At 55.5% G+C, this 21,044-nt stretch carries 23 protein-coding genes; 16 read left to right on the plus strand and 7 right to left on the minus strand.

The annotated features are described in order from the left end of the window. The first annotated feature begins 15 nt into the window (after nt 1-15). From ccmA to OHL22_RS21170, 10 genes are all read left to right on the plus strand, one after another. Nucleotides 16-672 (plus strand): heme ABC exporter ATP-binding protein CcmA, encoded by a 657-nt coding sequence (gene ccmA / locus OHL22_RS21125; RefSeq protein ID WP_263341671.1) that lies wholly within the window; start codon nt 16-18, stop codon nt 670-672. Continuing rightward, nucleotides 669-1,190, plus strand: coding sequence for a Cys-tRNA(Pro) deacylase (ybaK, locus tag OHL22_RS21130; protein ID WP_263341674.1), 522 nt, complete (start codon nt 669-671; stop codon nt 1,188-1,190). Before ccmA ends, ybaK begins: the two co-directional genes overlap by 4 nt. Next, the gene (locus OHL22_RS21135) at nt 1,187-1,909 is read left to right on the plus strand and encodes a heme exporter protein CcmB (RefSeq protein WP_263341676.1); all 723 of its coding nucleotides are present in this window, start codon (nt 1,187-1,189) and stop codon (nt 1,907-1,909) included. The genes ybaK and OHL22_RS21135 overlap by 4 nt, the downstream gene beginning before the upstream one ends. A gap of 81 nt (nt 1,910-1,990) precedes the next feature. Beyond that, nucleotides 1,991-2,698: a cytochrome c biogenesis protein gene (locus OHL22_RS21140; protein ID WP_263341677.1), complete on the plus strand. Its 708-nt coding sequence runs from the start codon at nt 1,991-1,993 to the stop codon at nt 2,696-2,698. A 692-nt stretch (nt 2,699-3,390) separates the two neighbouring features. After that, nucleotides 3,391-3,828 (plus strand): cupin domain-containing protein, encoded by a 438-nt coding sequence (locus OHL22_RS21145; RefSeq protein ID WP_263341678.1) that lies wholly within the window; start codon nt 3,391-3,393, stop codon nt 3,826-3,828. Nucleotides 3,829-4,284: 456 nt separating this feature from the next. Beyond that, nucleotides 4,285-4,608, plus strand: a complete 324-nt coding sequence (locus OHL22_RS21150; RefSeq protein ID WP_263341680.1) for a hypothetical protein — start codon at nt 4,285-4,287, stop codon at nt 4,606-4,608. A gap of 456 nt (nt 4,609-5,064) precedes the next feature. Next, nucleotides 5,065-6,120 (plus strand): 3-deoxy-7-phosphoheptulonate synthase, encoded by a 1,056-nt coding sequence (aroF, locus tag OHL22_RS21155; protein WP_263341682.1) that lies wholly within the window; start codon nt 5,065-5,067, stop codon nt 6,118-6,120. A 62-nt stretch (nt 6,121-6,182) separates the two neighbouring features. After that, nucleotides 6,183-7,349, plus strand: coding sequence for a YncE family protein (locus OHL22_RS21160; RefSeq protein WP_263341683.1), 1,167 nt, complete (start codon nt 6,183-6,185; stop codon nt 7,347-7,349). A gap of 365 nt (nt 7,350-7,714) precedes the next feature. Continuing rightward, nucleotides 7,715-8,032, plus strand: a complete 318-nt coding sequence (locus OHL22_RS21165; RefSeq protein WP_263341685.1) for a helix-turn-helix transcriptional regulator — start codon at nt 7,715-7,717, stop codon at nt 8,030-8,032. A 263-nt stretch (nt 8,033-8,295) separates the two neighbouring features. Next, nucleotides 8,296-8,634, plus strand: coding sequence for a helix-turn-helix transcriptional regulator (locus OHL22_RS21170; RefSeq protein ID WP_263341686.1), 339 nt, complete (start codon nt 8,296-8,298; stop codon nt 8,632-8,634). A gap of 80 nt (nt 8,635-8,714) precedes the next feature. Here the strand turns inward: OHL22_RS21170 and OHL22_RS21175 are convergent, their stop codons facing one another. Next, nucleotides 8,715-9,710: a YihY/virulence factor BrkB family protein gene (locus OHL22_RS21175; RefSeq protein ID WP_263341687.1), complete on the minus strand. Its 996-nt coding sequence runs from the start codon at nt 9,708-9,710 to the stop codon at nt 8,715-8,717. Nucleotides 9,711-10,156: 446 nt separating this feature from the next. Between OHL22_RS21175 and OHL22_RS21180 the strand changes: the two genes are divergently transcribed. Next, a complete protein-coding gene (locus tag OHL22_RS21180) occupies nt 10,157-10,363 on the plus strand; it encodes a cold-shock protein (protein ID WP_263341689.1) in 207 nt (68 codons plus the stop codon). A gap of 160 nt (nt 10,364-10,523) precedes the next feature. Here the strand turns inward: OHL22_RS21180 and queG are convergent, their stop codons facing one another. After that, nucleotides 10,524-11,807 carry a tRNA epoxyqueuosine(34) reductase QueG gene (queG, locus tag OHL22_RS21185; protein ID WP_263341690.1) on the minus strand — a complete coding sequence of 428 codons (1,284 nt, stop codon included), beginning with the start codon at nt 11,805-11,807 and terminating at the stop codon, nt 10,524-10,526. 82 nt (nt 11,808-11,889) lie between these two features. Here queG and OHL22_RS21190 point away from each other — a divergent pair, with 82 nt between their 5' ends. Continuing rightward, nucleotides 11,890-12,252 (plus strand): STAS domain-containing protein, encoded by a 363-nt coding sequence (locus OHL22_RS21190; RefSeq protein ID WP_263341692.1) that lies wholly within the window; start codon nt 11,890-11,892, stop codon nt 12,250-12,252. A gap of 63 nt (nt 12,253-12,315) precedes the next feature. Here the strand turns inward: OHL22_RS21190 and OHL22_RS21195 are convergent, their stop codons facing one another. Next, nucleotides 12,316-13,458, minus strand: coding sequence for a VWA domain-containing protein (locus OHL22_RS21195; RefSeq protein ID WP_263341694.1), 1,143 nt, complete (start codon nt 13,456-13,458; stop codon nt 12,316-12,318). 200 nt (nt 13,459-13,658) lie between these two features. Here OHL22_RS21195 and OHL22_RS21200 point away from each other — a divergent pair, with 200 nt between their 5' ends. After that, nucleotides 13,659-14,258, plus strand: coding sequence for a hypothetical protein (locus OHL22_RS21200; protein ID WP_263341695.1), 600 nt, complete (start codon nt 13,659-13,661; stop codon nt 14,256-14,258). A gap of 9 nt (nt 14,259-14,267) precedes the next feature. Here the strand turns inward: OHL22_RS21200 and OHL22_RS21205 are convergent, their stop codons facing one another. Further along, entirely contained in the window at nt 14,268-15,482 is a 1,215-nt protein-coding gene (locus OHL22_RS21205) for a glycosyltransferase (RefSeq protein WP_263341697.1), read from the minus strand. Nucleotides 15,483-15,565: 83 nt separating this feature from the next. Beyond that, nucleotides 15,566-16,630 carry a hypothetical protein gene (locus OHL22_RS21210; RefSeq protein WP_263341699.1) on the minus strand — a complete coding sequence of 355 codons (1,065 nt, stop codon included), beginning with the start codon at nt 16,628-16,630 and terminating at the stop codon, nt 15,566-15,568. A 136-nt stretch (nt 16,631-16,766) separates the two neighbouring features. Between OHL22_RS21210 and OHL22_RS21215 the strand changes: the two genes are divergently transcribed. The 3 genes from OHL22_RS21215 to OHL22_RS21225 all read left to right on the plus strand — a co-directional run bounded on the left by OHL22_RS21215 (nt 16,767) and on the right by OHL22_RS21225 (nt 19,475). Further along, nucleotides 16,767-17,852, plus strand: a complete 1,086-nt coding sequence (locus tag OHL22_RS21215; protein WP_263341700.1) for a hypothetical protein — start codon at nt 16,767-16,769, stop codon at nt 17,850-17,852. 158 nt (nt 17,853-18,010) lie between these two features. Next, entirely contained in the window at nt 18,011-18,523 is a 513-nt protein-coding gene (locus OHL22_RS21220) for an NUDIX hydrolase (RefSeq protein WP_263341701.1), read from the plus strand. Beyond that, complete coding sequence (locus tag OHL22_RS21225; protein WP_263341703.1) at nt 18,516-19,475, plus strand: alpha/beta fold hydrolase; 960 nt, start codon at nt 18,516-18,518, stop codon at nt 19,473-19,475. The genes OHL22_RS21220 and OHL22_RS21225 overlap by 8 nt, the downstream gene beginning before the upstream one ends. Nucleotides 19,476-19,499: 24 nt before the next feature. Here the strand turns inward: OHL22_RS21225 and OHL22_RS21230 are convergent, their stop codons facing one another. Next, a complete protein-coding gene (locus OHL22_RS21230; protein ID WP_263341704.1) occupies nt 19,500-20,090 on the minus strand; it encodes a UbiX family flavin prenyltransferase in 591 nt (196 codons plus the stop codon). A 265-nt stretch (nt 20,091-20,355) separates the two neighbouring features. Beyond that, entirely contained in the window at nt 20,356-20,790 is a 435-nt protein-coding gene (gene tnpA / locus OHL22_RS21235) for an IS200/IS605 family transposase (RefSeq protein WP_263341706.1), read from the minus strand. Nucleotides 20,791-21,044 lie beyond the last annotated feature (254 nt).

Here is a 21,044-nt window from a genome sequence, read left to right on the forward strand (position 1 = left end):
AATAACCTGACGCCATTGATCGCACACCTTGACTCGGTTTCGCGGCTTTTCGGCAGCTTTGCCGCTTTGCGTCAGGTAAGCGTTGATCTCGCACGCGGCAAATGCTATGTTCTGCTCGGGGAAAACGGAGCCGGAAAATCGACATTGCTGCGTATTCTCGCTGGACTTCTCCGCCCATCGGTTGGCGAGGTTACGGTCTTTGAAGACAGCGAACCACGCCAGGCACGTCATCGCATTGGCTACATGAGCCACGCGCCGATGCTGTACGACGAGCTTACCGGGCGGGAAAACCTGCAATACTACCGCGACCTGTATACCCGCCCAGAACGCTCAGGCTGCCTCAATCCTGACGATGCGCTCCGCCAAGTTGGCCTTGATCCGGCGCTCACTCGAACCGTCGGCCAATACTCGCAAGGCATGCGGCAGCGCACCTCGCTGGCCCGCGTGCTCATCAGTCAGCCCGAACTGCTGTTGCTCGATGAGCCGTTCTCCAATATGGATGTAGAAAGTGTCGATCAGATGGTGCGCCTGCTGGCGACCTTCCGCTCCGACAGCCGCACCATCGTCATCACAACCCACCAGCGCGAACTGGCAGCGCCCATCGCCGACTTCATCATCACGCTCAAAGCCGGGCGCCTGCATTCGCTCGATGCCGGGAGGCCGTCGCTATGAGCTCTGCGACACACAAAACCAATGGCGCGCGCTTTCTCGACTCGCTCGGAATCTCCTACTCCATCCGGGAATACGAGGTAGACCTCGAAGATCTGGCCGCTACCACGGTGGCCCGCAAGATCGGCATGCCGGCCGAACAGGTTTTCAAGACACTCCTCACCACCGACGGATCAGGCAATCACTTCTTCGCCGTAGTTCCTGGCGATGCTGAGCTCGACTTCAAAAAACTGGCTCGTGCCGCTGGTGTCCGCAAAGCGGAGATGGTTTCGCTCAAAGACGTACAACCGCTCACGGGATATATCCGTGGCGGTGTCACTGTCTTTGGCGCAAAGAAAGCCTTCCCCGTTTTTGCCGATGAAACCATCGAACTCTTCGACATCATCTCGGTCTCGGCCGGTCAGCGCGGCTCACAGTTGCTCTTGTCTCCAGCGGACTATCTCCGCGCTGCCGAGGCCACCATTGCCGACCTGGCCAAAGACATCCGCCCCGAAGAGCGGAGCAAGGCCAACGCTGGATGACGACCGAACCTTCCAATATGGCATCTCAGTCTTCCGCGCCTGCATGGACCAGCCTGGTCCTGACCCATCTGCGCAAAGACCTGCGCATCGAGTGGCGTTCCCGCGACGCCATTAATGCCATGCTTTTCTTTGCGCTGCTGGTTGTCGTGCTCTTCAGCCTGGCCTTTGATCCAAGCGCCGATACATCGCGCGAGATCGCCTCCGGCGTGCTTTGTGTCGCTACGCTTTTCGCCAGCGTCTCAGCCTTGAACCAGGCGTGGGCCCGCGAGCTGCGCCACCAGGTGCTCGACGCCCTGAGGATGACGCCCGGCGGCGGAGCTGCCATGTTCTTCGCCAAAGTGCTGGCAAACTTTTTCTACGTCACCATCGTTCAGGCAGTCCTCGGCCCAGTCTTCTTTATCTTCTACAATCTTCGCCCCTTGGGCGATGCAAGCCTGCTGCTGCTGGTCGTGCCATTGGGAACGTGGGCGCTCGTGGTCAACGGAACATTTTTTGCCGCACTGTCCATCCGCAGCCGTAATCGTGAACTGCTGTTGCCGCTGATCCTCTTCCCCATCTTCCTGCCCGCGCTCCTCGCAATGGTCTTGTCCGTCAAGACGATCCTCACCGGCGACGGAAGCGATCCCAGCTTTTTATGGATCAAGATGCTGGGCGGCTACGACATCATCTTCACCACTATCTGCCTGCTGCTTTTCGATGTGGTGCTGCAGGCAGAGTAAAACGCACCAAATCAAGAGCCGTCCGTCACGCACCCTCCAAAACCCAGCGCACTACACTAAGGAGAGAAGGTCGAATCCTGGATGAAAAAATTTGCCATTTTCCTTAGCGTTGCCGGAGTCATGGCTCTCATGGCGTGGGGTTTCTATCAAGCGATGTATGTGGCGCCCACAGAGTCCACCATGGGCGATATTCAACGAATCTTTTACTACCACGTTCCTAACGCGATCCTCTGCTATCTCTTCTTCACCATCAATTTCGTTGCTTCGTTTTTCGTTCTCATCTGGCATCGCAATCGGCCAACCATGGCTCTCAAAGCTGACGCCTGGGCGCTTTCCGGAGCGGAAGTGGGCGTCGTATTCTGCTCCGTTGTGCTGGTGACTGGCCCCATCTGGGGACGTCCGGTCTGGGGCATCTGGTGGACCTGGGATGCGCGCCTGACCTCAACCCTTGTCCTCTGGCTTATCTATGTCAGCTATCTCCTGATCCGCAGATTCGCCGCCGGCGGCGGCATGCAAGCCATCGCAGCCGTTCTTGCCGTCTTCGGCGCGGTCGATATGCCCATCAACTACCTCGCCAATCGAATCTGGCGCACCCAGCATCCTTCGCCGGTCTTTTTTGGCGGAGAAGATTCGGGCATTAAAGACCCGCACATGCTCGCCGCATTCGGCTGGAATGTGCTCGCCTGGGCGGCATGGGGTATAGCCGTCCTATGCTTCCGGGTGTACGTACAACGGCGTCAACAGATCCTGGATCAATCCGAGGCTGAAGCGGCCCTGAACAATTTTTGATGGAGATGTTTAGGAAATTGGTACCTTATCTCTTTTGAAAGCCGTTATATACGATTGCACTATTCAAGCAGTTTATGTAATCAATGAAGCAAAATACGGAGAACAATCATGAATCATAATTTCCTTGTCGCCGCCTACTGCTGCACCTGGGCCATCCATCTGGGCTACCTCGCGTGGATCGCCGCGAAATGGCAACGGCAAAAGACAAAACTTTAGCGCGGAAGCGGGCACCCATTACCACACCGAACCGCATAACACCTAAGTGGGTACTCGGGTAACACCGGTGAAGATTACTCAGCCGTCTTCGTGGGATTTAAGAATTTTCTAATCAGACCGATGATCGGTATGTGGAGAGGTTCTGCGGAACGCCACAGAGGAGATGCACCCCATGCACGATGTACTGATCGCCCTCGCCTTTATCGGAATGGTTATCGCTCCCGCCGTTGTTGCCGCCAAGTCGGGCAGCTCTGAAACCAAGTTCGACTAAGCTTGGCCCTTCCGCTGGAAAGATCGCGCGAACAGCTATAGGAAGAACGCTGATTCTTTGCCAGTTACCATAGATTAGAGCTACGGCCACTCCTTATTCCCCTCTGTCCCAGCCTGCGCATCTCCACCTCCAGACAATCGTCCATCGACATCCCAAAACCAGCGATGCGATGATTCAGATGATCAATGGTGCCTTCTGGAGGCTTATGCCGGATATTCCCCCGCAACATCAGCCCAATGCTCAACATCAGTTCGATCTGGAGCAACTGGCCGCATCGCTGCCGGAAACCTCTCAGACGATGTTGCTCGACATTCGCCTGACCGACGAGCCCGCTGCCAGCTCGCGCATCTTCCGCGTTTACCGCCCAGTGCCACGCCACTATCACAAGGGCTGCGATGAATACCTTCTCGTCGTGAAGGGGCGCGCCAGATTTGTTGTTGGCGATGAGCTGGAGGTGGAACTCCGGCCAGGTCAGCTACAGTTTTTCCGGCGAAATGTCGTCCATGGATTTCTGGAGATTCTAGAGCACCCATTTGTTATTTTGTCCGTTGATACGCCACGCCGCGAGCCCGATGACGTTCATTTCGTCGACCCCACCCAACGTACTGTAGATTCCTTTATCCGGACGCTTCCCGGTTACTGAAATTTTCCAGTAACGCGTTTTTGCATAAATGATCTGCCCCTTTCGGGGGATGTTTCCGTAACACTGTCCTGATTACGTACAGGATGGAAGTGCTATTTAAGAATCATCAAAACAAGGTCATTCTTGATTCATCAGCAAGGGCAAGTCGGAAACAGTGAACGCCCTTCAGGAGTGACCTCAATGCATGATTTTCTTATCGGTCTTTCTTTCGTCCTCATGGTAATCAGCCCTGCCATTGTCGCTGCGTTCTCCTCGGGCACATCGGAAAGCAACGCAGAGTAATCCCTCCGTTTGAGAGCGGGCCGTGTCGAATCCCGGCCTGCTACCTCCTTAACTTCCCGTCGCCTTTCTCCTCTCATTCACGACTTTCTCTTTTCATCTGGGTTCCTTTTGCAAAGGAGTGCCGGCAGAATCTCCGAGGCCGCGCTCACAGAACTCAAACCAAGGAGAAAGCTGATGCCTAGAAAGCTTTTGCTGCTGGCAGCTCTGGTGCTTCCTGTAGCGTTGACTGCGTGTTCACATCCGCAGCACATGTATTACCCTCCCCCACCACCACCGGCATGGTCTGAGATCGCCCGCCACGGATTCCATGACGGCGTGCAGGCTGCCCGCAGGGATATCTCCCATGGCTTGCCTCCGGACGTGAATCGCCATCCGAGATTCCGCAACCCTCCGGTACCGCCTCCGGCGTTTGAAGACTACAGGCATGGCTTCCGCGAAGGTTATCAGCAAACCTTCCAGCATGGCTCTGGTCCTGCACCGGGCCCGGGATATTACTGAGAATCGAATCAACAAATGGCCACTGCGCTACATTCTGCCGCCGTGGCCATTCTTTTTCCGCAACTCTATCGGTTTGCCCCCACTAAGGTGCCACCTGAGCATAGCTCCTACAGTGTCCACGAAAGGTGACAAGTGGTATTCCGAAATACGGTTACCTGCGCGATTCTTGTGTTGTGGCAAGGCGGTAACAACCAATCAGCCAAGCCCAGCAGGAGAATCCCCCAATGCATGATCTTCTTATCGGCCTTACCTTCGTACTCATGGTGATCAGCCCAGCCATTGTCGCAGCGTTCTCTTCGGGCACGTCAGAAAACAACGCCGAGTAATCCTGCCGCAGGCAGCATGGCTGCTTGCCTCACCAGTTCCCTTGACCACAGTTGCAGTACAATCTGCGACACCCCGACATTGCCCTACCCCATCCGAGACAGTACACTCAACTTTTGAGGGCATGGGCAAATGCTGGTGGTAATGAATGCGCAAGCCACGCCGGAGCAAGTCAAGGCGGTTTGCGAACACATTGAACAACTCGGGTTTAGAGCCCATCCGCTTCCCGGCGCACAGCGCACCGCCATCGGCATCACCGGCAATCAGGGCGAGGTGGATCGAGGCAATCTCGAATTTCTTCCTGGCGTCGCTGACGTCATCGCCGTTTCCAAGCCATACAAGTTAGCCAGCCGAGATGTGAAACAGGACGACACCGTCATTCGCTTCCCCGGCACCGATGCCGTTATTGGCGGCGGACATCACATTGCCATCGTTGCCGGACCATGCTCCATCGAAACACGCGAACAGGCATTTGCCATCGCCGACAAAGTGGCGGCTGCCGGAGCACAGTTCTTTCGTGGCGGCGCATTCAAGCCACGCACTTCACCCTACGCATTTCAGGGCCTCGGTCTTGAGGGTCTGCAGATCATGGCCGAAATCCGCGAACGGACAGGCATGCGTATCATCACCGAAGCCATCGACGCCGAAACGCTGGAGATGGTCGTCGAGTACGCCGACGTCATCCAGATAGGCGCGCGCAATATGCAGAACTTTTCCCTGCTCAAAAAAGCGGGAAAGACTCGCAAGCCCGTGCTGGTCAAACGCGGCATGTCCGCAACGCTCGACGAATTCCTGATGGCTGCCGAATACGTCATGAGCGAGGGCAATTACCAGGTCATCCTGTGTGAGCGCGGCATTCGCACCTTCGCCGATCACACACGCAACACTCTCGATCTCAGCATTGTTCCGGCAGTGCAGCGTCTGAGCCATCTGCCCATTCTTGTTGATCCGAGCCATGGTACCGGCAAACGGAACAAGGTCGTGCCGCTGGCACGCGCGGCCGTTGCTGTTGGTGCTGACGGCATCATGGTCGAGGTACATCACGAACCGGAAAAAGCTCTCTCCGACGGACCGCAATCCATCTACCCGGAACAGTTCGAAACCATGATGAATGAGCTCGAACAGATCGCAAAGGTACTGCACCGTGAGGTACCACGCGGAATCCATGCAGGGACCGCAACCACGTGAGAACACCAACTCCGCATCCAGAGCGGGAATACACTTCCTCACTCCACAAACAGAGTGGCAAAATGGTCTTCGCCGCTGCACTGGCAGGACTATTCCTCATTGGCTGCCGGTCGCATGACTTTCCACAGTACCCCGCCAACTACCGCGAATTTGCCTATGTAACCAATGGCGGAAGCGATACGGTATCTGTCTTCGATGTGGTAAATATCCGCCTCGATCGTCAAATTCAGGTCGGGCAAGATCCAACCGGCATCACCGCGAACCCGAAGCGCAATGAAGTTTACGTGGTCAACTCTGGCAACGGGTCATCGAACGGGTCTGTCTCGGTCATCGACACGGAAAAGAATGCTGTTGTCGCTACCATCCCAGTGCATCGCAAACCGTACTTCCTCGATGTCTCTCCCGACGGCCATCTCGCGTATGTTGCAAATTCCGGATCGAATTCGGTTTCGGTGATCGATCTCGATTCCCGGCGCGAGATCGAGGTTGTCGGTGTCGGCGAAGCACCCGGTTTGGTCCGTGTCACGCCTGACGATCGATCCCTGATCGTAACGAACCGGCTCGGAAACAGCATCAGTATTCTCGAAACAACAGCGTCTGCTCCGCCCCAGCTTCGTAAAGTCATCCCCGGTTGCCCCGGCGCCACAGACGTTGCGATTCTGCCGGACTCAAGCAAGGCATTTGTCGCCTGTTCAAGCGGACATCAGATCATGGCCATCGCTCTTGCGCAGGCTGCAGACAGCAATCACCCATCCCGGCCAGACCAACTCGAAGCGATGCTCGACGTGGGCCGGTCGCCAGTCCACCTTGCCCTTAAGCCAGATGGAGGCGAACTTTTCGTCTCCAACTTCGACTCCAACTCAATCTCCGAGATTGTCACGAGTACAGACGATGTCGGCGGTAGTTACCTGATGGGTTCCAATCCAGTTCGCGGACTCGTTACTCCCGATAACGCGCTTTTGTTTGAAAGCGACTTCAGTTCTCAAGACATATCGCTCTATTCCATCGACGATGGAAAACGCATCGCACCTGCCACCGGAGGCTTTTCTATCCATGTTGGCGACGGTCCCGACGCACTCGCGTTTTCATCCACGGGCAATCTTCTCTTCGCTGTCGACGCACGATCCGGCGACGTTGCGGTGATTCGTACAAGCTCGCAGTCTCTATTCACTCTGCTGCCCACGGGGCGGCAGCCGAATGCGATCGCGCTGAAATCGTTCCGGCTGTAGTAAAGAAATGATTCTCAGAGGCCAATACTTCCTTATCGAACATCACAAAGGTTGAACCTTCAACAGTGGTGACTGCTATGATTGCGGCAGAACCCCTACTCTCAAAGATGTATTTACTTCACCCCAATCAGTTGCAAGAATCGCCAATATCGATTGTTTTCAGATATGCCATGCTTCGAGACGAAGTTAATTTAGCCAATCTACGCAGATGCAAATCGAAACCCCGGAATGTAAACTACAACCTTCAATTTGCTTCACTTCCCCGAGCTAAAGCTCTTATCCCCAGAGATGTGCAAGCGTCACAGTTTCAGGAAGACAAAGTCGTGAATTAGAAATCGGACCTTGCCGTCGCGGAGAGCAGTTATATGTCCAACAGTTTCACCTATGACGAGCTACAAGAGCATGGGTTCACGCTCCTGACGAATCATGCTTTGGTTCTTGTCCTCATTGCTCGCATTCCCGATATTCGCATGCGCGAAATTGCGTCTCATATAGGCATCACGGAACGAGCCGTTCAGAGGATCATCGACGATCTCACCACGAACGGTTATGTCGTCATTACCAAAGATGGCCGTCGCAACCGTTATGAGATCAATCTCGAGCATCCCATTCAACATCCGCTGATAACGCACCTCAACATCGGCGATCTCGTTCGCTTTCTAGGCCCTCAGTTCCAAACTTGAGCATTCTCTGCAATTGTTGGATCTGACGTAGTTTGCACAGCATCTCACTTCCTAGTCGTACTGACGTTTTTTTAGATAGACCATTTAACGATCAAACCATTTGTTATCAATTGGGTATCCTGCGCTACAGAGCTTTGATTCGCAGTTCATGACCATGAGACAAGAAAAGCCGGCAATGACAATTCAAGACACGAAAACGCTACGTGCGGCGCAAAACGCAGTCTGCTGAACAGAAACACGAGATGATTTCAAAGGAAGAAGGAATGACAGACGCAACTTATTCAAAGCCTCAGGCAGATCATCGCTTTGGCTTCTTTACGAATCACGCCTTGGCTCTTATCACTATTGCGAATGACCCCAAAATCCGCATGCGGGAGATTGCCGAAAAAATCGGCATCACCGAACGCGCCGTTCAACGCATTATCGACGACTTGAGCACCGCTGGATACATCTCGGTGGTAAAAGATGGCCGCCGAAACTGCTATGAGATCCGTCGCGACAGCAGAGTCAGCGATCCTCTTAGAACAGAGATGAAACTTGGCGGATTGCTCGAAGCGGTTATTCCCCGGATGACACCGATCGCGGCAGCGGAGCTAGGTTAAACCCTTCTCAAACGAGGTAACATGACCTTCCAACGATCAGGTGGATTTAATCCACCTGCGATCTTGGGTGGTCTTTCCCGTTATTTTCCGCTGGTTCGCGAAGCAGTTTGCAGACCGTGACGCATCGCACTGAATTTTGCGCCGGCAAAGAGAAGCAGACCTGACACGTACCCCCACAGCAGCAATCCGACCGATACGTAAAACGGTCCATAGTACGTGCGTAAATTAAGGTGAGGAAGTACTGCAACGAAGCCATACTTTGCAGCTATCCAAAGGATCCCCGTTACGATGGAAACACGCAATACAGGGCGCGCCGGAAGCTTGCGGTTCGGCAATATCCAATAGATCGAAAAGAACAGTAGAATGCCGGCAATCGATGTCGAAATTGCAAGCCATGATTCTGAAAGAAGACGAGCGGCCCAGTTATCTGCATGCCCCAATAAGAGGACTTTGATCACCGTTCTCTCACCTGCGTTGAGCGTGATACTCAACATTCCCAGCGTGACCATCCAAAGCGCAAGCCCCAATGCGATCAGCTGGTTCATGATGTAGTTGCGGCTTTTCGCTACACCCCACGAACGGTTCAACGCGACCTCAAGCGGCAGAAAAATTCCTGTACAAGAAATCAAGATCAGCAGCAGCGAAATCACGCTTGCGCCTCGTTGTGGCGCAACTGCGGCAAGATGGGCTGCGATCCAATCCTGGTTGGATGGAAAGAGGTACTTGATGAATTCGCCGATCACGTCCGCCATCGGCTGCGAATGAAAAACACTATGCGCAATCGTATAGAGAAGAACGATGAATGGAATAAATGAGAGAATCGCGTTTGCAGCAACACTGAAGGCAAACGTGTGCACTTCGCTGTCGAGCAGATAGCGCAACAACAACTTGCCATCGCGCTGCCACTGGAAACCATAAATGGGGAGAGGAGGCTCCTCAGTGGTCTGTGCCGCTTCCTTGCTACCCGGCTGCGGGGAGACAGACGACTCTATAACCTCGCTGACGCTTGCTGGTCCGCCAACGGCCGGTACTGTTTCGGTTGATTTCTCTTCAGATGTTTGCGGGGGTAGTGGCACGTTTTATTCGCTATGGTGCTCAACCTGATGCTATCAGAGTGCGTATTTCTCATTAATCGCCAGCCCCGGTAACGTCCGGATCGTTCAACCTCTATACGATTTTTTCTTGCATTTTTGACAGAATCCTGCCATAACCAAGGGACAACCTCTGCATTATCGTCAGCAGTTCAAGACTGTTCCGGGTGGCAGTCTTCTGCTCCAGTTAAACCCTGGTTCGACTTACTCAGATAACCGCAACAGCTGGATATCGGACGCGGTCTTCATGACGGCACATCCTTTGTGTCTGCTCTCGAAGCCTGATAGAGCTACCGGTATCGGCACAACACAGTCCGCCAGCTTCCGCAGAATCGAAAGGCGGCCATCGCACTACTCATACATTGCCTTACTTTGGAATCACCTTTATCGGCAACCATCATAGGTTCTCTTAATCAACAAGGAGAGTAGCAGTGAAGGAAAAGGGTATTGTGAAGTGGTTTAACGGAGCTAAGGGCTATGGCTTTATTCAGCGATCCACAGGCGAGGACGTCTTTGTCCACTTCTCAGCGATTCAGTCCGACGGCTACCGCTCGCTGAACGAAGGTGAGTCGGTTGAGTTCGTACTACAGCAGGGCCCCAAAGGTCTGAATGCTATCGAGGTGACCCGTCCCTCCTGACCTGTGTAGCTTCTGACTCGTCCCTTGTGATCTGATCCGTCAATTCAGTTGCGTCTTGCCTGTCCGTTAACGGGAGACTCTTTATCCGCACCCCGGCGTCCGAACGGGGTGCGCAGATCAAGACGACCGACCAAACCCAACGTGCGACGGGCTCTTTAGGCTACGCCTGTTCTTCCGAGATGCGTGGCGTTTTGAGGCGATCAAGCGCCCACCGGATAGTAGACTGTAATCCCTCGCGCGCTTCGTGTACACGCGTCTCCGCTATGCCCGGCGCATCAACACCTATCCCGGTTTCGGTCTCACCCGCATCGCGCTCGCATTCCTGCATCCAGCGTTCAAGGATGGGAATGAATTCTCTCCGTCCGCTGTTGCCCATAGCCACCGCCAGGTTACGTCGAAATCCTGCATATCCCGCTCTTCGCACTGGCGAACCGTTAAACATCTGTTCGAAGGCCCTGAGATCCATCGCCGCGAGTCTCTCGATAAACGGATTGATCAGCTCACGCCGCGCCGTCATCCCTTCATCCACCACCACCGGCGCTTTACGGTTCCAGGGACACACATCCTGGCAGATATCGCATCCGAAGATCTGCCGTCCCATCCCTGGCATCAATTCTTCCGGCAACGCCCCGCGATGCTCAATCGTGAGATACGAAATACAGCGGCGCGCATCCATCCGGTACGGCTCATACAACGCATCTGTCGGGCACGCTTCAATACAACGCCTGCAACTGCCGCATCTGTCCGGAACGACAAAGCGAGCCTCGCGTTCCGGCACTTCCAGCGACAGCACCAATACTGCAAGAAAATTCCACGAGCCCAGCTTCGGATGGATCAGGCATGTATTCTTTCCCGTCCATCCCAGCCCCGCTGCCTTCGCCACCGAGCGTTCGACCACGGGCCCCGTGTCAACGTAAGCTCTCGCTTCAAACTCCCCGTATTCCGCATGCAGCGCCTCTTCCAGCTTGCGCAACCGTTTCAACAACACCTTGTGGTAATCGCTCGGCCGCAAATCGCCTGCGCCGTCTTTCCGGCCCGTCCAGGCATAACGTGCGATCCATCCGGTTCCTTCGGGCGCAGAAGCCACGGACAATGGGGCATCCGCGTTATATCCGGCAGCACAAACCACCACCGAGCGCACCCAGGGAAACGGCACATCCACCCGGCCGCGCACCAATGTCCCAGCCTCATTCTGGCGCGCCAGATAGGCCATGGAACCCGCATGCCCCGCGTCTATAAACTCTGCAAATCGTCCAGCATCCCGTTCCGCTTCCGGATATGGCAGGCTGACTACCCCAGCCTCGGTAAATCCCACCTCCAGCGCAAGTGCGCGAATCCGCTCCCGATCCGGTACCCCCTCGATGCCGCCAGATCTTGCCTCGGGCTGCGTATTAACAACAGTGATACCCACTGTCGACTCAAAGTTGGAACCACCGGTAGGCATTCCTGCGTATCCATTGATTGAGATTGGAAGAACCCTTAAGGCGCGAGCAATCCGCCAGGTTACTTCCATCTGGAGCACTTGTATGACATTATCGCTATTCTTCAACGCTTCCACTGAGATTCCAGTTGACGTCACTGCTGTAACGGTGAGCGGCAAACTCATTCGCGGCTGCGAACCGGAGTTCGTCAATCGACTCACGCCACTGGCACAAACGGGATCTATGCAGCTTAACCTCGCGGCCATCTCTCAGATCGATGCCGCCGGCATTGCTTCCCTCGTTGCCCTGTATCGCGCGTGTGACGATTCCGGGTATCGGCTCACTATTGTTGAGCCTTCGGAACACGTGCACGAACTCCTACATCTCGTAGGACTTGAGCATCTGCTTGTTGCAGCCAATCAGACCTGCGCAGCGGGCTACCAGCACGCAACGCTCACTGCCGCGTAAAAAGCCGCTGACCTTACTGGTCAGCGGCTCGCGTGTATGCCCCTGTCTTTTAGATCACAAGCTTCAGTTCTGCGAATAATACCCTTCCCGCGTAATCACTTCCAGCTTGTCGTCCTTTGCCTTCAAAGAGATTTTGTGAAAACCATCTGAATCGCTGGCTTGCCCAGCCGTCGGCGAATAGGCCAGCAGATATTGCCCATGCAGCTCGGCGCTGATGCTCTTGTAAACCTCGTCAAAGCTGTCCTTCTTTTTAGCTTCGTATAATAAACCGCCTGTGCGTGTCGAGATCTGTTGAAGAATCTTCTTTCCATCGACATGCGGCTCACTGGAGCCGGGACCTTGACCGCCTCGACGGCCACCGCCCGGATATCCACCACCCCCTCCGGGATAACCACCTCCCGGATAACCGCCGCCCATGCCGCCACGCCTCCCAAATCCTGGATTGGAATTGCCCCGCTCTTCCTCGCCCTTAAAGTAGACGCAATAGATAGTCAAATTCGCTTTCTCAGCAGCATCGATGGCGTCGTTCAGTGATTCCTTGCTTCCCCGATCCATACCATCCGAAAGAACAATCAGATATTTGCGGCCTTGCTCCTTCTGCATCAACTCGTTCGAGGCGAGATAGATCGCATCGTACAGCTGTGTTCCGCCTCGCGAACGCCGCGCTCCGCTCCCCTGATCACCACTACTCTGCGACTCGTCGTCGCGATTAGCGCCGCTCGTCGGTCCCATCTGATCCAGCTCGTGGTGCAGCTTATCCTTCGAATCGGTAAAGTCCTCCAGCAGTTCTACTTCCCTATCGAAATGCATAAGAAAAGCCTTGTCCCCCGGCTTCATCAGCATTTCATCGATGAACTTCCCGGTAGCGGTGCGCTCGTCGGGCAACGCATTTTCCTCGCTTCTGCTCGTATCCACCAATAAACCAAGGCGATACGGCAGATCTGCCTCACGCATAAAACTACGGATCGTCTGCGGCCTGCCATCCTCCTGCAGGGTAAAATCCGCTGCTGCGAGGTTGGGGACAATCTGCCCCTTCTTATCTCGAACCGTCACCGGCAAGATCACTTCATGTGCATCGACCTTGAACGTCGCAGCCGGTTTATCGCTCGGCGTGGAACTTGATTGCGCCCAGATTGGCGTTGCCGCACAAACGCCGGCAAACACGACACAAACCAGACCAGAGGAGACTTTCGATCCAGAATTCATTCCATCCAACCCGTCGGGGAATCGGCTTCGAGACAGACAACCATCAGGATTAGACGACACAAACGCATCGCCGTTGACCTGTCTCTAGCCCATCTGATCCATCTCACGCGAAACAAAAATCATGAACTCTTCTGCAATTGTGGCTGCGGCCCCATTCCCATTAGGCTAGATCAACTCTCACTTCCACTCGGAGCAGCAGCTTGATTTCCTCCCGCGTCTCTTCGTCTCCCTTTTTTGCCCTTGCGCTCGCCTTTTTTCTGCTTCTGCCCCCTGCTTGCTCACCTCAGACACAAGCCTCAACCTCACAGACTTCGGCCGGTCCTTCCGCTAGCGAACTCAATGGAAAGGCCTGCCTGTCCGTAGAGGATGCCGTCAAACAACCAAACAAAGACGTCTGCGTCTCGGCGCGCGTCTTCGATGTGGTTCAGCTTTCCGACGGTACGCGTTTCCTCGACGTCTGCCCTCCTGAAACCGCAGACGAAAACTGCCATTTCACCTTTGTCAGCCCCGAGGCAGATCGTAAAGACGTGGGCGATCTCACGCGCTATCGCGATCAGGATGTTCATGTTCGCGGCATCATTCGCGCCACTCATGGCCGCATGGGAATCGTCATCAGCCACATGCGACAGTTTCGGGGCGGCCCAGAAAAATTCCGCCCCAATCCTCGCCTTGTCCATGGATTCGAAGCCGAATCGGATCGCCCGCCAGTACGCGATCCCAACCTGTCTGGTGGTGGACACCATCGCAGCTTTATGAACACACGCGATACGGAATCCTTGCCAGTCCGCTCCTCGCATTAGCAAGAAGCCTCACCACATCGGCCCAGCTTTCGCACGCAGATCCTCAAGCGGATACAGCGTCTCCCGCCACACGACCCCACCGCGTACCAGCGTGACAGAAACAGACCGAATCAGCGCAAACAGAAAAAGCGCTGCCGCGATAGGAAAACCGAGCGCATAGACCACTGGAACACGAGTGACTCTGAGGCTGACTACAAATAGTCCGGCCACGCAGGCGTAGATCACCATAGCCCCAACCTGTGCCCAACCGCCCTCAATCAAGGCAATGATCGGCAAAAACGTCTGAATCGCCAACCCCAGTGCGGCGGCCATAGCAATCCACGTCCTGTACCGATATAACGCAAAGAAATTCTTCTCCAGATTGCGAATCACGCCCACAGCCCCACGCGACCAATGCACCGCAGCAAGCCCATGTCCAATAGCGAGCCGCTGCCGGTAGCCTTGTTTCTTCACCGTCCATCCAAGCCGCAGGTCCTCCAGAACTTCCATGCGCAGTGCTTCAAATCCGCCGAGCGCCTGATGCACATCCTTGCGGATCATGTTGAATGCGCCCACTCCCAGAAAATCTCTCGCCTTCGGGTCGGCAATGCGCCAGGGACGAAAGCCCCACGCAGTCAAAGCGTGCATCGCTCCGTGCATGGCCGCCTCGCCTGCTGAGTCAAGCGTCCAGTCCGGCATCAGCACAAAATGATCGGCACTCTCTCTTAATGCATATCGCAGCGCTCGCGACGCCGCATCCGGCGCAAACCGCACATCGCCATCGGTAAATAGAATCCAGTCCGCCTGAGCCCCGCTTGCCGCCAGCGCCAATGCGTGTGGCTTACCCAGCCAGCCATCCGGCAACTCACCCACGTGAATTACCTCATAGGAATGTCCCGCATGCTCAGAGCCTTCTTCCGCAATCCGGTCAAGAATTCTGCCCGTCGCATCGGTGGACCGGTCATCGACAGCAATCACCTGCAATCGAATCCCAGTGGATGCGAGTAAAGACCGTATCGTGGCTTCGATATCACGCTCTTCGTTGCGCGCCGGCACAATCACCGTGAGATGCGGACAGCCTTCGTCCAACATGGACAAAGCCGGAAGTTCCTGGAGATCAATTCTCGTAATATCGGGAATCTCACGTCCATGCAACAGCCACCCAAGAAAGACGCGAAGCCAGCCAATTGCCAGCAACCAAATGAATCCGACAAAGGAAAGATGAAAGGCAATCGAAAGATTCACGCAAACGCCATCCAGTCACGGCCAGCAATCAGCGCGCGAGAACAGCTAACAAACAGACAGGAAGAAATCGCCATACGCGGCTATTACTGATTGGGATCTTGCTCAGACTGAGGCGATTCAGGAGGCATTGGCCTCCGCTGCAACTGCTGTTGCATCTGCTGCAGCTGTTGTTGCTGCTGCTCCTGGGGGTTCTGCGGATTGATTTGCGGGTTTACCTGCTGTCCTTGTGGCGGCTGCAGCGGAGTCGCAAAAGGCCGCCGCCGTACCGGTTCACTGGATTCAGGCTGCTCGGCATCTTCATCGCCATCATCGTCAGAAGCTGCCGCCGAAAAGCCCGGACGTCGATTCGAAGCTACCATCTTCACTTTACGCGATAAAACCAGTTCTGTCGGAGTCCCATAGCCCGAGTCCCCGACCATGACCATGTTGTAGTCAGACCCATCCAGCAACTGATTCAGTACATCCCGCGCTGGGGCAGGTCCATACGTCCCGTACACCCGCTGATCCCCTGACTGCCCTTCGACCTTGAGCCCAGTAGCCGTCGATACATCCGCCAATATCTGGTTCAGGCTCGAATTCTTCGCGTCGATGCTGAGCTCCTTGCCATTCCAGTTCACTGCGGCCGCCACTGGCTTGTCGTTTGCCGGCCAGTCCGGTATCACCGGCATTGCCGGGAGTTGCGGAACCGCGGCAATGTGCGTCTCTACAACTGGCTTGGATGCAACATGATGACTATGGCGCCGCACCGCATGCACCCGCTCCACTCGCGGCTTGGGAGGCGCAACTCTTGCCTGCGTACGATATTTGCGCGAGCGGTGACGGCGATGGGATTTCGACGCCCTGGCGTGCGACCTGCGCTTCTTGTGCAGCTTTACTTCTTTGACGGTAGCGTGAGCCTGTGCCGCGGGCTTCGCCGCCATGGGTTTGCCCTCGCCCGCCCATGCGCTTCCTGCAATTGCCATTACCAACGGCAACACTACAATCGCCGCTGCGAGCAGGGCGCCGCAACTTCGCCGAGCAGACACGTCGCGCCATGAATCAATCCATCCGGGAATCAAACCCCTGTGCATCTCACGCCGAACCGGCGAAATCGGCACGCCACAAGGCAATGCCTGACCACCTGAACTCTCGTTTTGCTCTAGCCTCATGCACACGTCCGGGGGATTCATGCGTCTGCCATGGTAAGCAACGACGGTCTATGCACCACTGTACTAGACTAGCAATGGTTAGGAAACGCTCATTTCAGCAGCGTTAGAAGTTGGAACCTTTTCAGGAGCGGACAAAATGGCGTTGGAGCCGAAATTAGAAAACTTACCTCAGATTGCTCCTCCCATTTTGACCTTTGGCGTGGTGCGCCGACCGGTTCTATGCCGACTGATTGCATGCAGTCTTGCCTACGCGCTCGCCATAGCCATAGCTCCCACAGCCCTTGCGGTCAACTGCTCCACCGAGAGCGCCCTGAAGCAAGCAGACCGTGATGCCCTGCTGGCTGCTGCCAACGGCATCGCATCCGATATCACCGGTCAAAACTACGATCGCCTCCAAGGAACGCTGCTGCCCACGGTATCAGGCGACTGGGACGGCATCCGCGGCGTAGCCCAGGCAGCGTTACCACTGACCAAAGGCGGCTCCATCTACTGGGGTGACGGCTATCTGCTCGACGCTACCGATCTCAAAACTCCTGCCGATACACAGTTTTTCTGCACCACGGCAGACTCTCAGATCACCATCACCGTCTCATTGCACAATTTGCCCGCGGGCCGCTATGCTCTGCTACTAGGTGACTACGAAGGTGCACCTTTGCGCGGCCAACTCGCCCTGATCCTCGGCACCGATCCTACCGCCGGCAATCAATGGAAGCTCGGTGGCTTGTTCACCCACGAAGGCGCATTTGAAGGGCACGATGGCGTCTGGTTCTGGACTCATGCTCGAGCCCTGGCAGCCAAAAAGGAGACCTGGAGCGCATGGTTCTCCTACGACGCAGCCCGTTGGCTCCTGATCCCGGTTGACTTTCTTTCCTCGCCCAACCTCGAAAAGCTCAACAGAGAGCAGATGGATCTTGGGACAAGCCCCATCAACTCGCTTCCCTTCAACGTAACCGGAGCCGGACCGGACGCCGGCAAAACCTGGCAGATCACCGCGCTACGCCTCGATCCCTCGCTCCATACGGACGATCTGGCTCTCGTCTACATTGGCTCTGGCCTCACCGACCCAACCGCGCAACGCGCCGAAGCCGTCGCAGTCATGTCCGCCTTTCTACGCCTGCATCCAGAGCTTCGTGACAATTTCCACGGTCTGTGGGCCTATGCCGAACGCGACGGACGCAGAACCTACGCCATCGAACTCGCTATGGCCGATATACCGCGTTAGTTGCTGATTTCGAGGCACTTCCGTTTCTCTCTCCAAAGCTTCCGGTTTCTATCCATCCTCTGGGCCGCTCCAATAGCTTCTCGCTGTTTGTTCAAAGTCCACTTCCTGATACCATAAGGACAGGCCAGCACCGGGCAAATCCCTAATGGGGGCGGCAATTGACCCAACGGGAATTCCCTACTCAACCCCTCATCGGCGTGGGTGGCGTCGTTTTTGACGAGCTTGGCCGTGTTCTTCTGGTGCGCCGCGCCAAAGAACCGCTTCTCGGGCACTGGTCCCTGCCAGGCGGCCTGCTCGAGCTGGGTGAGACCCTCATCGAAGGTGTCCGCCGTGAAGTTGCCGAAGAAACTGGCCTCTTCGTTGCTCCCGAAGCAATCGTTGAGGTGGTTGACCGCATCTATATGCAAGACGGCTCTGAACGGAGAAATACCGATACTGAGCTGCAAATAAGCGGCCCTCAAGTGCCGCGTGTTCGATATCACTACGTAGTCATTGACTACCTGTGTCAAGTAACTGGAGGCGATCTTAGGCCTTCCAGCGACGCATCTCAAGTTGCCTGGGTGAGTCGTGTTGAGTGGAACGATCGCAATTTCTACTCACTTGAATCCATCACCGTGCAGGTCATCGAAAAAGGATGGCGCATGGCAAAAGAGGCAAACGGGAATGCTTAAGAAAAAACAATTCTGGATACCTTCCCTGATCCTGTTCGCCTGCATTTTGACGGCTGGCGCAGCATTCGTTGTTCATCCCACTTGGGTCTATGGACACATTCAGGAGTGGCGCATGCGCCATACCGGCGCTGAAAGCCACCAGGTCATGGTGGACGGTCACCGCATCCACTACTACGTCACCGGCCCTGTGAACGGTACTCCCATCGTCCTGCTGCATGGCCTGGGGGGACGTTCGGAAGATTTCGTCAATCTCACCCCGTTTCTTGAAAAGAACGGCTATCGCGTCTACACGCCCGACATGCTCGGTTTCGGCCAGTCAGAAGAGCCCACCGATGCCAGCTACTCCATTCAGGATCAGGCTGACCTCATGGCCGATTTCTTTGACGTCGTCGGCCTCAAGCGCGCCGACCTCGGCGGCTGGTCCATGGGCGGCTGGGTCGCGCAAAAAATTGCGGTCGATCACCCGGAGCGTGTAACCCGCCTCATTCTCATGGATAGCGCAGGCCTCAAGGTTCCTCCTGCATGGAACACGAGCCTGTTCACACCGCAAACCCCAGCGCAGTTAGCGGAATTAAACGCCATGCTGACCCCGCATCCACCCACGCTGCCTGGCTTCGTCGCTCAGGATGTTCTGCGCGTCTCTGCAAATTATTCGTGGGTGGTTAAGCGGGCGATGGCATCCATGCTGACTGCGCGCGACGTTATGGATGACGAGTTGTCCTCGCTGCGCATGCCCGTACTCATTCTTTGGGGAGACCTCGACCGCATCACGCCCCTCAGTGAAGGTCAGGCAATCCATCGCCTTATTCCTCAGTCGCACCTTGTCGTTGCCGAAGGCTGCGGGCACATCGCTCCCAGCAACTGCTCGCGCGACTTTGGGCCTGCAATGATCCGCTTCCTGCGCAACTCGAAACCGAGCCGCGCACCTGAACCTGTGTTGTTAGGCGAATAAGCGATCAGGGCGACCCATTTCAAGCTACTGTTCGGGCTTCCAGATATACGCGTCCTTCTGCGGAAGCCCGATATGCGCAAGCACACGATAGACAAATTGCCGCGCCATCTCCGTTGAATCGACCGGCTTGTTGTAGAAGCTCGGAATCACGGGAAAGATTACCGCACCCGCATCCGAAGCAAGCTGCATATTGCGCAGATGAATGCGGTTGAACGGCGTCTCGCGCACGCAAAGAATCAGCGGCCGCCGCTCCTTCAGCATTACATCCGCCGCGCGGTGAATCAGATTCTCCGCCAGTCCATTCGCAATCGAAGCCAGCGTGCCCATGCTGCAAGGCAAAACAACCATCGCCGTTGCCGGATAACTCCCGCTCGCAATCGACGCGCCTACATCGTTCTCCGCAAGCTGAATTGTCTTCACCGACACATGTCCCAGCAACTTCTCGGCAAGCCCGTTCCGCCCGCTTAGCTCGAGCTCTTCCGCCAGCACCCGCAGCGAATTCTCCGAAGCCACAAAATGCACACGCTCCACGCGCTCATCCGCTTCGAGCACACGCAGCATCTCCCGCGCAAACACCGCGCCCGATGCTCCGGTCATGGCCAACGTGAGATTCATAGCAGGAAAATCACCCTCTTTTCTGAAAGCTCAGTTTATAACGCGGATAGTTTAGCCCCGCAGCATCGTCAGAGCCTAGAATTCGAATGTTACGAATGCCATAAAAAACTGCGCCGCATACGCAAGACTCCTTGGCTCCCGTACTTCAGCTTGGAGCGTGGGTTTTGCGCTGTAGGCGCTAAGGTCGTTAGCCCCGCGCTTCAGCGTGGGGAACGATGCGTCCGACAATGCCCCCAAAGTCCCGTAGGGACGGCGCAATCTACGGTCATCCAAAGACAAACTGCTCGTCATACTCAATTCCGCAGCCACGAAGGAGAGCAATAAATTCCTGCTCGAAATCGCGTTTGCGGTGGTGTTCTTCCTGGTTTTGGATGTAATGCTTAACAACTTCCAGTTGTGATGGACTGACGCTGAATGCTCCGTACCCCTCTTGCCAAGAAAAACCACTTCCCATCCATCGGGAAGAACTTCCCTTGAGCTTCTGAACTGCATGGGCCAGAGAACAAGTCGCAGGCAAGACTAGCAAAAGATGGATGTGATTGGCCGTACCGCCAGCAGCGATAAGCGTCAATCCCTCGCCGCGCGCGATGCCGCCTAGATATGCGTAGAGTTCGGCGGTGCGGTTGGCTGGAATAAGCGGTCGGCGTTCCTTTGTGCTGAATACACAATGAATGTAAACGCTCGCGTATGTATGTGCCATCGTACTCCGTCCCTATAGGACTTCCAGATTACAACGAACCACGAAGGCCCCACTGAAGCGCGGGGCTAACAATCTTTGCGCCGCAGGCGCAGAACAAACTTGCGATGAACCAATCTTCGCCGATACCTTAGCCGCGCCGGAGGCGCGATGTTGGCTAGCCCGCGCTTCAGCGTGAGGATGGTGTGTTAGCAACCGAGTCGAGTCCCGTAGGGACGATGTAATCTACGTCGAACGCAGTCCATGAATATACGGCG

Source organism: Acidicapsa dinghuensis, assembly GCF_025685685.1.
Lineage (GTDB): Bacteria > Acidobacteriota > Terriglobia > Terriglobales > Acidobacteriaceae > Acidicapsa > Acidicapsa dinghuensis.

What these genes read in the sequence shown, in the direction of transcription:
- OHL22_RS21225 (WP_263341703.1), top strand. Translation starts at nt 18,516, where the DNA reads ATGCTTAAGAAAAAACAATTCTGGATACCTTCCCTGATCCTGTTCGCC.
- OHL22_RS21170 (WP_263341686.1), top strand. Translation starts at nt 8,296, where the DNA reads ATGACAGACGCAACTTATTCAAAGCCTCAGGCAGATCATCGCTTTGGC.
- ybaK (WP_263341674.1), top strand. Translation starts at nt 669, where the DNA reads ATGAGCTCTGCGACACACAAAACCAATGGCGCGCGCTTTCTCGACTCG.
- OHL22_RS21145 (WP_263341678.1), top strand. Translation starts at nt 3,391, where the DNA reads ATGCCGGATATTCCCCCGCAACATCAGCCCAATGCTCAACATCAGTTC.
- OHL22_RS21215 (WP_263341700.1), top strand. Translation starts at nt 16,767, where the DNA reads ATGGCGTTGGAGCCGAAATTAGAAAACTTACCTCAGATTGCTCCTCCC.
- OHL22_RS21195 (WP_263341694.1), bottom strand. Translation starts at nt 13,458, where the DNA reads ATGAATTCTGGATCGAAAGTCTCCTCTGGTCTGGTTTGTGTCGTGTTT.
- aroF (WP_263341682.1), top strand. Translation starts at nt 5,065, where the DNA reads ATGCTGGTGGTAATGAATGCGCAAGCCACGCCGGAGCAAGTCAAGGCG.
- OHL22_RS21140 (WP_263341677.1), top strand. Translation starts at nt 1,991, where the DNA reads ATGAAAAAATTTGCCATTTTCCTTAGCGTTGCCGGAGTCATGGCTCTC.
- OHL22_RS21160 (WP_263341683.1), top strand. Translation starts at nt 6,183, where the DNA reads ATGGTCTTCGCCGCTGCACTGGCAGGACTATTCCTCATTGGCTGCCGG.
- OHL22_RS21190 (WP_263341692.1), top strand. Translation starts at nt 11,890, where the DNA reads ATGACATTATCGCTATTCTTCAACGCTTCCACTGAGATTCCAGTTGAC.
- tnpA (WP_263341706.1), bottom strand. Translation starts at nt 20,790, where the DNA reads ATGGCACATACATACGCGAGCGTTTACATTCATTGTGTATTCAGCACA.
- OHL22_RS21135 (WP_263341676.1), top strand. Translation starts at nt 1,187, where the DNA reads ATGACGACCGAACCTTCCAATATGGCATCTCAGTCTTCCGCGCCTGCA.
- OHL22_RS21150 (WP_263341680.1), top strand. Translation starts at nt 4,285, where the DNA reads ATGCCTAGAAAGCTTTTGCTGCTGGCAGCTCTGGTGCTTCCTGTAGCG.
- OHL22_RS21165 (WP_263341685.1), top strand. Translation starts at nt 7,715, where the DNA reads ATGTCCAACAGTTTCACCTATGACGAGCTACAAGAGCATGGGTTCACG.
- OHL22_RS21230 (WP_263341704.1), bottom strand. Translation starts at nt 20,090, where the DNA reads ATGAATCTCACGTTGGCCATGACCGGAGCATCGGGCGCGGTGTTTGCG.
- OHL22_RS21210 (WP_263341699.1), bottom strand. Translation starts at nt 16,630, where the DNA reads ATGAGGCTAGAGCAAAACGAGAGTTCAGGTGGTCAGGCATTGCCTTGT.
- queG (WP_263341690.1), bottom strand. Translation starts at nt 11,807, where the DNA reads ATGCCTACCGGTGGTTCCAACTTTGAGTCGACAGTGGGTATCACTGTT.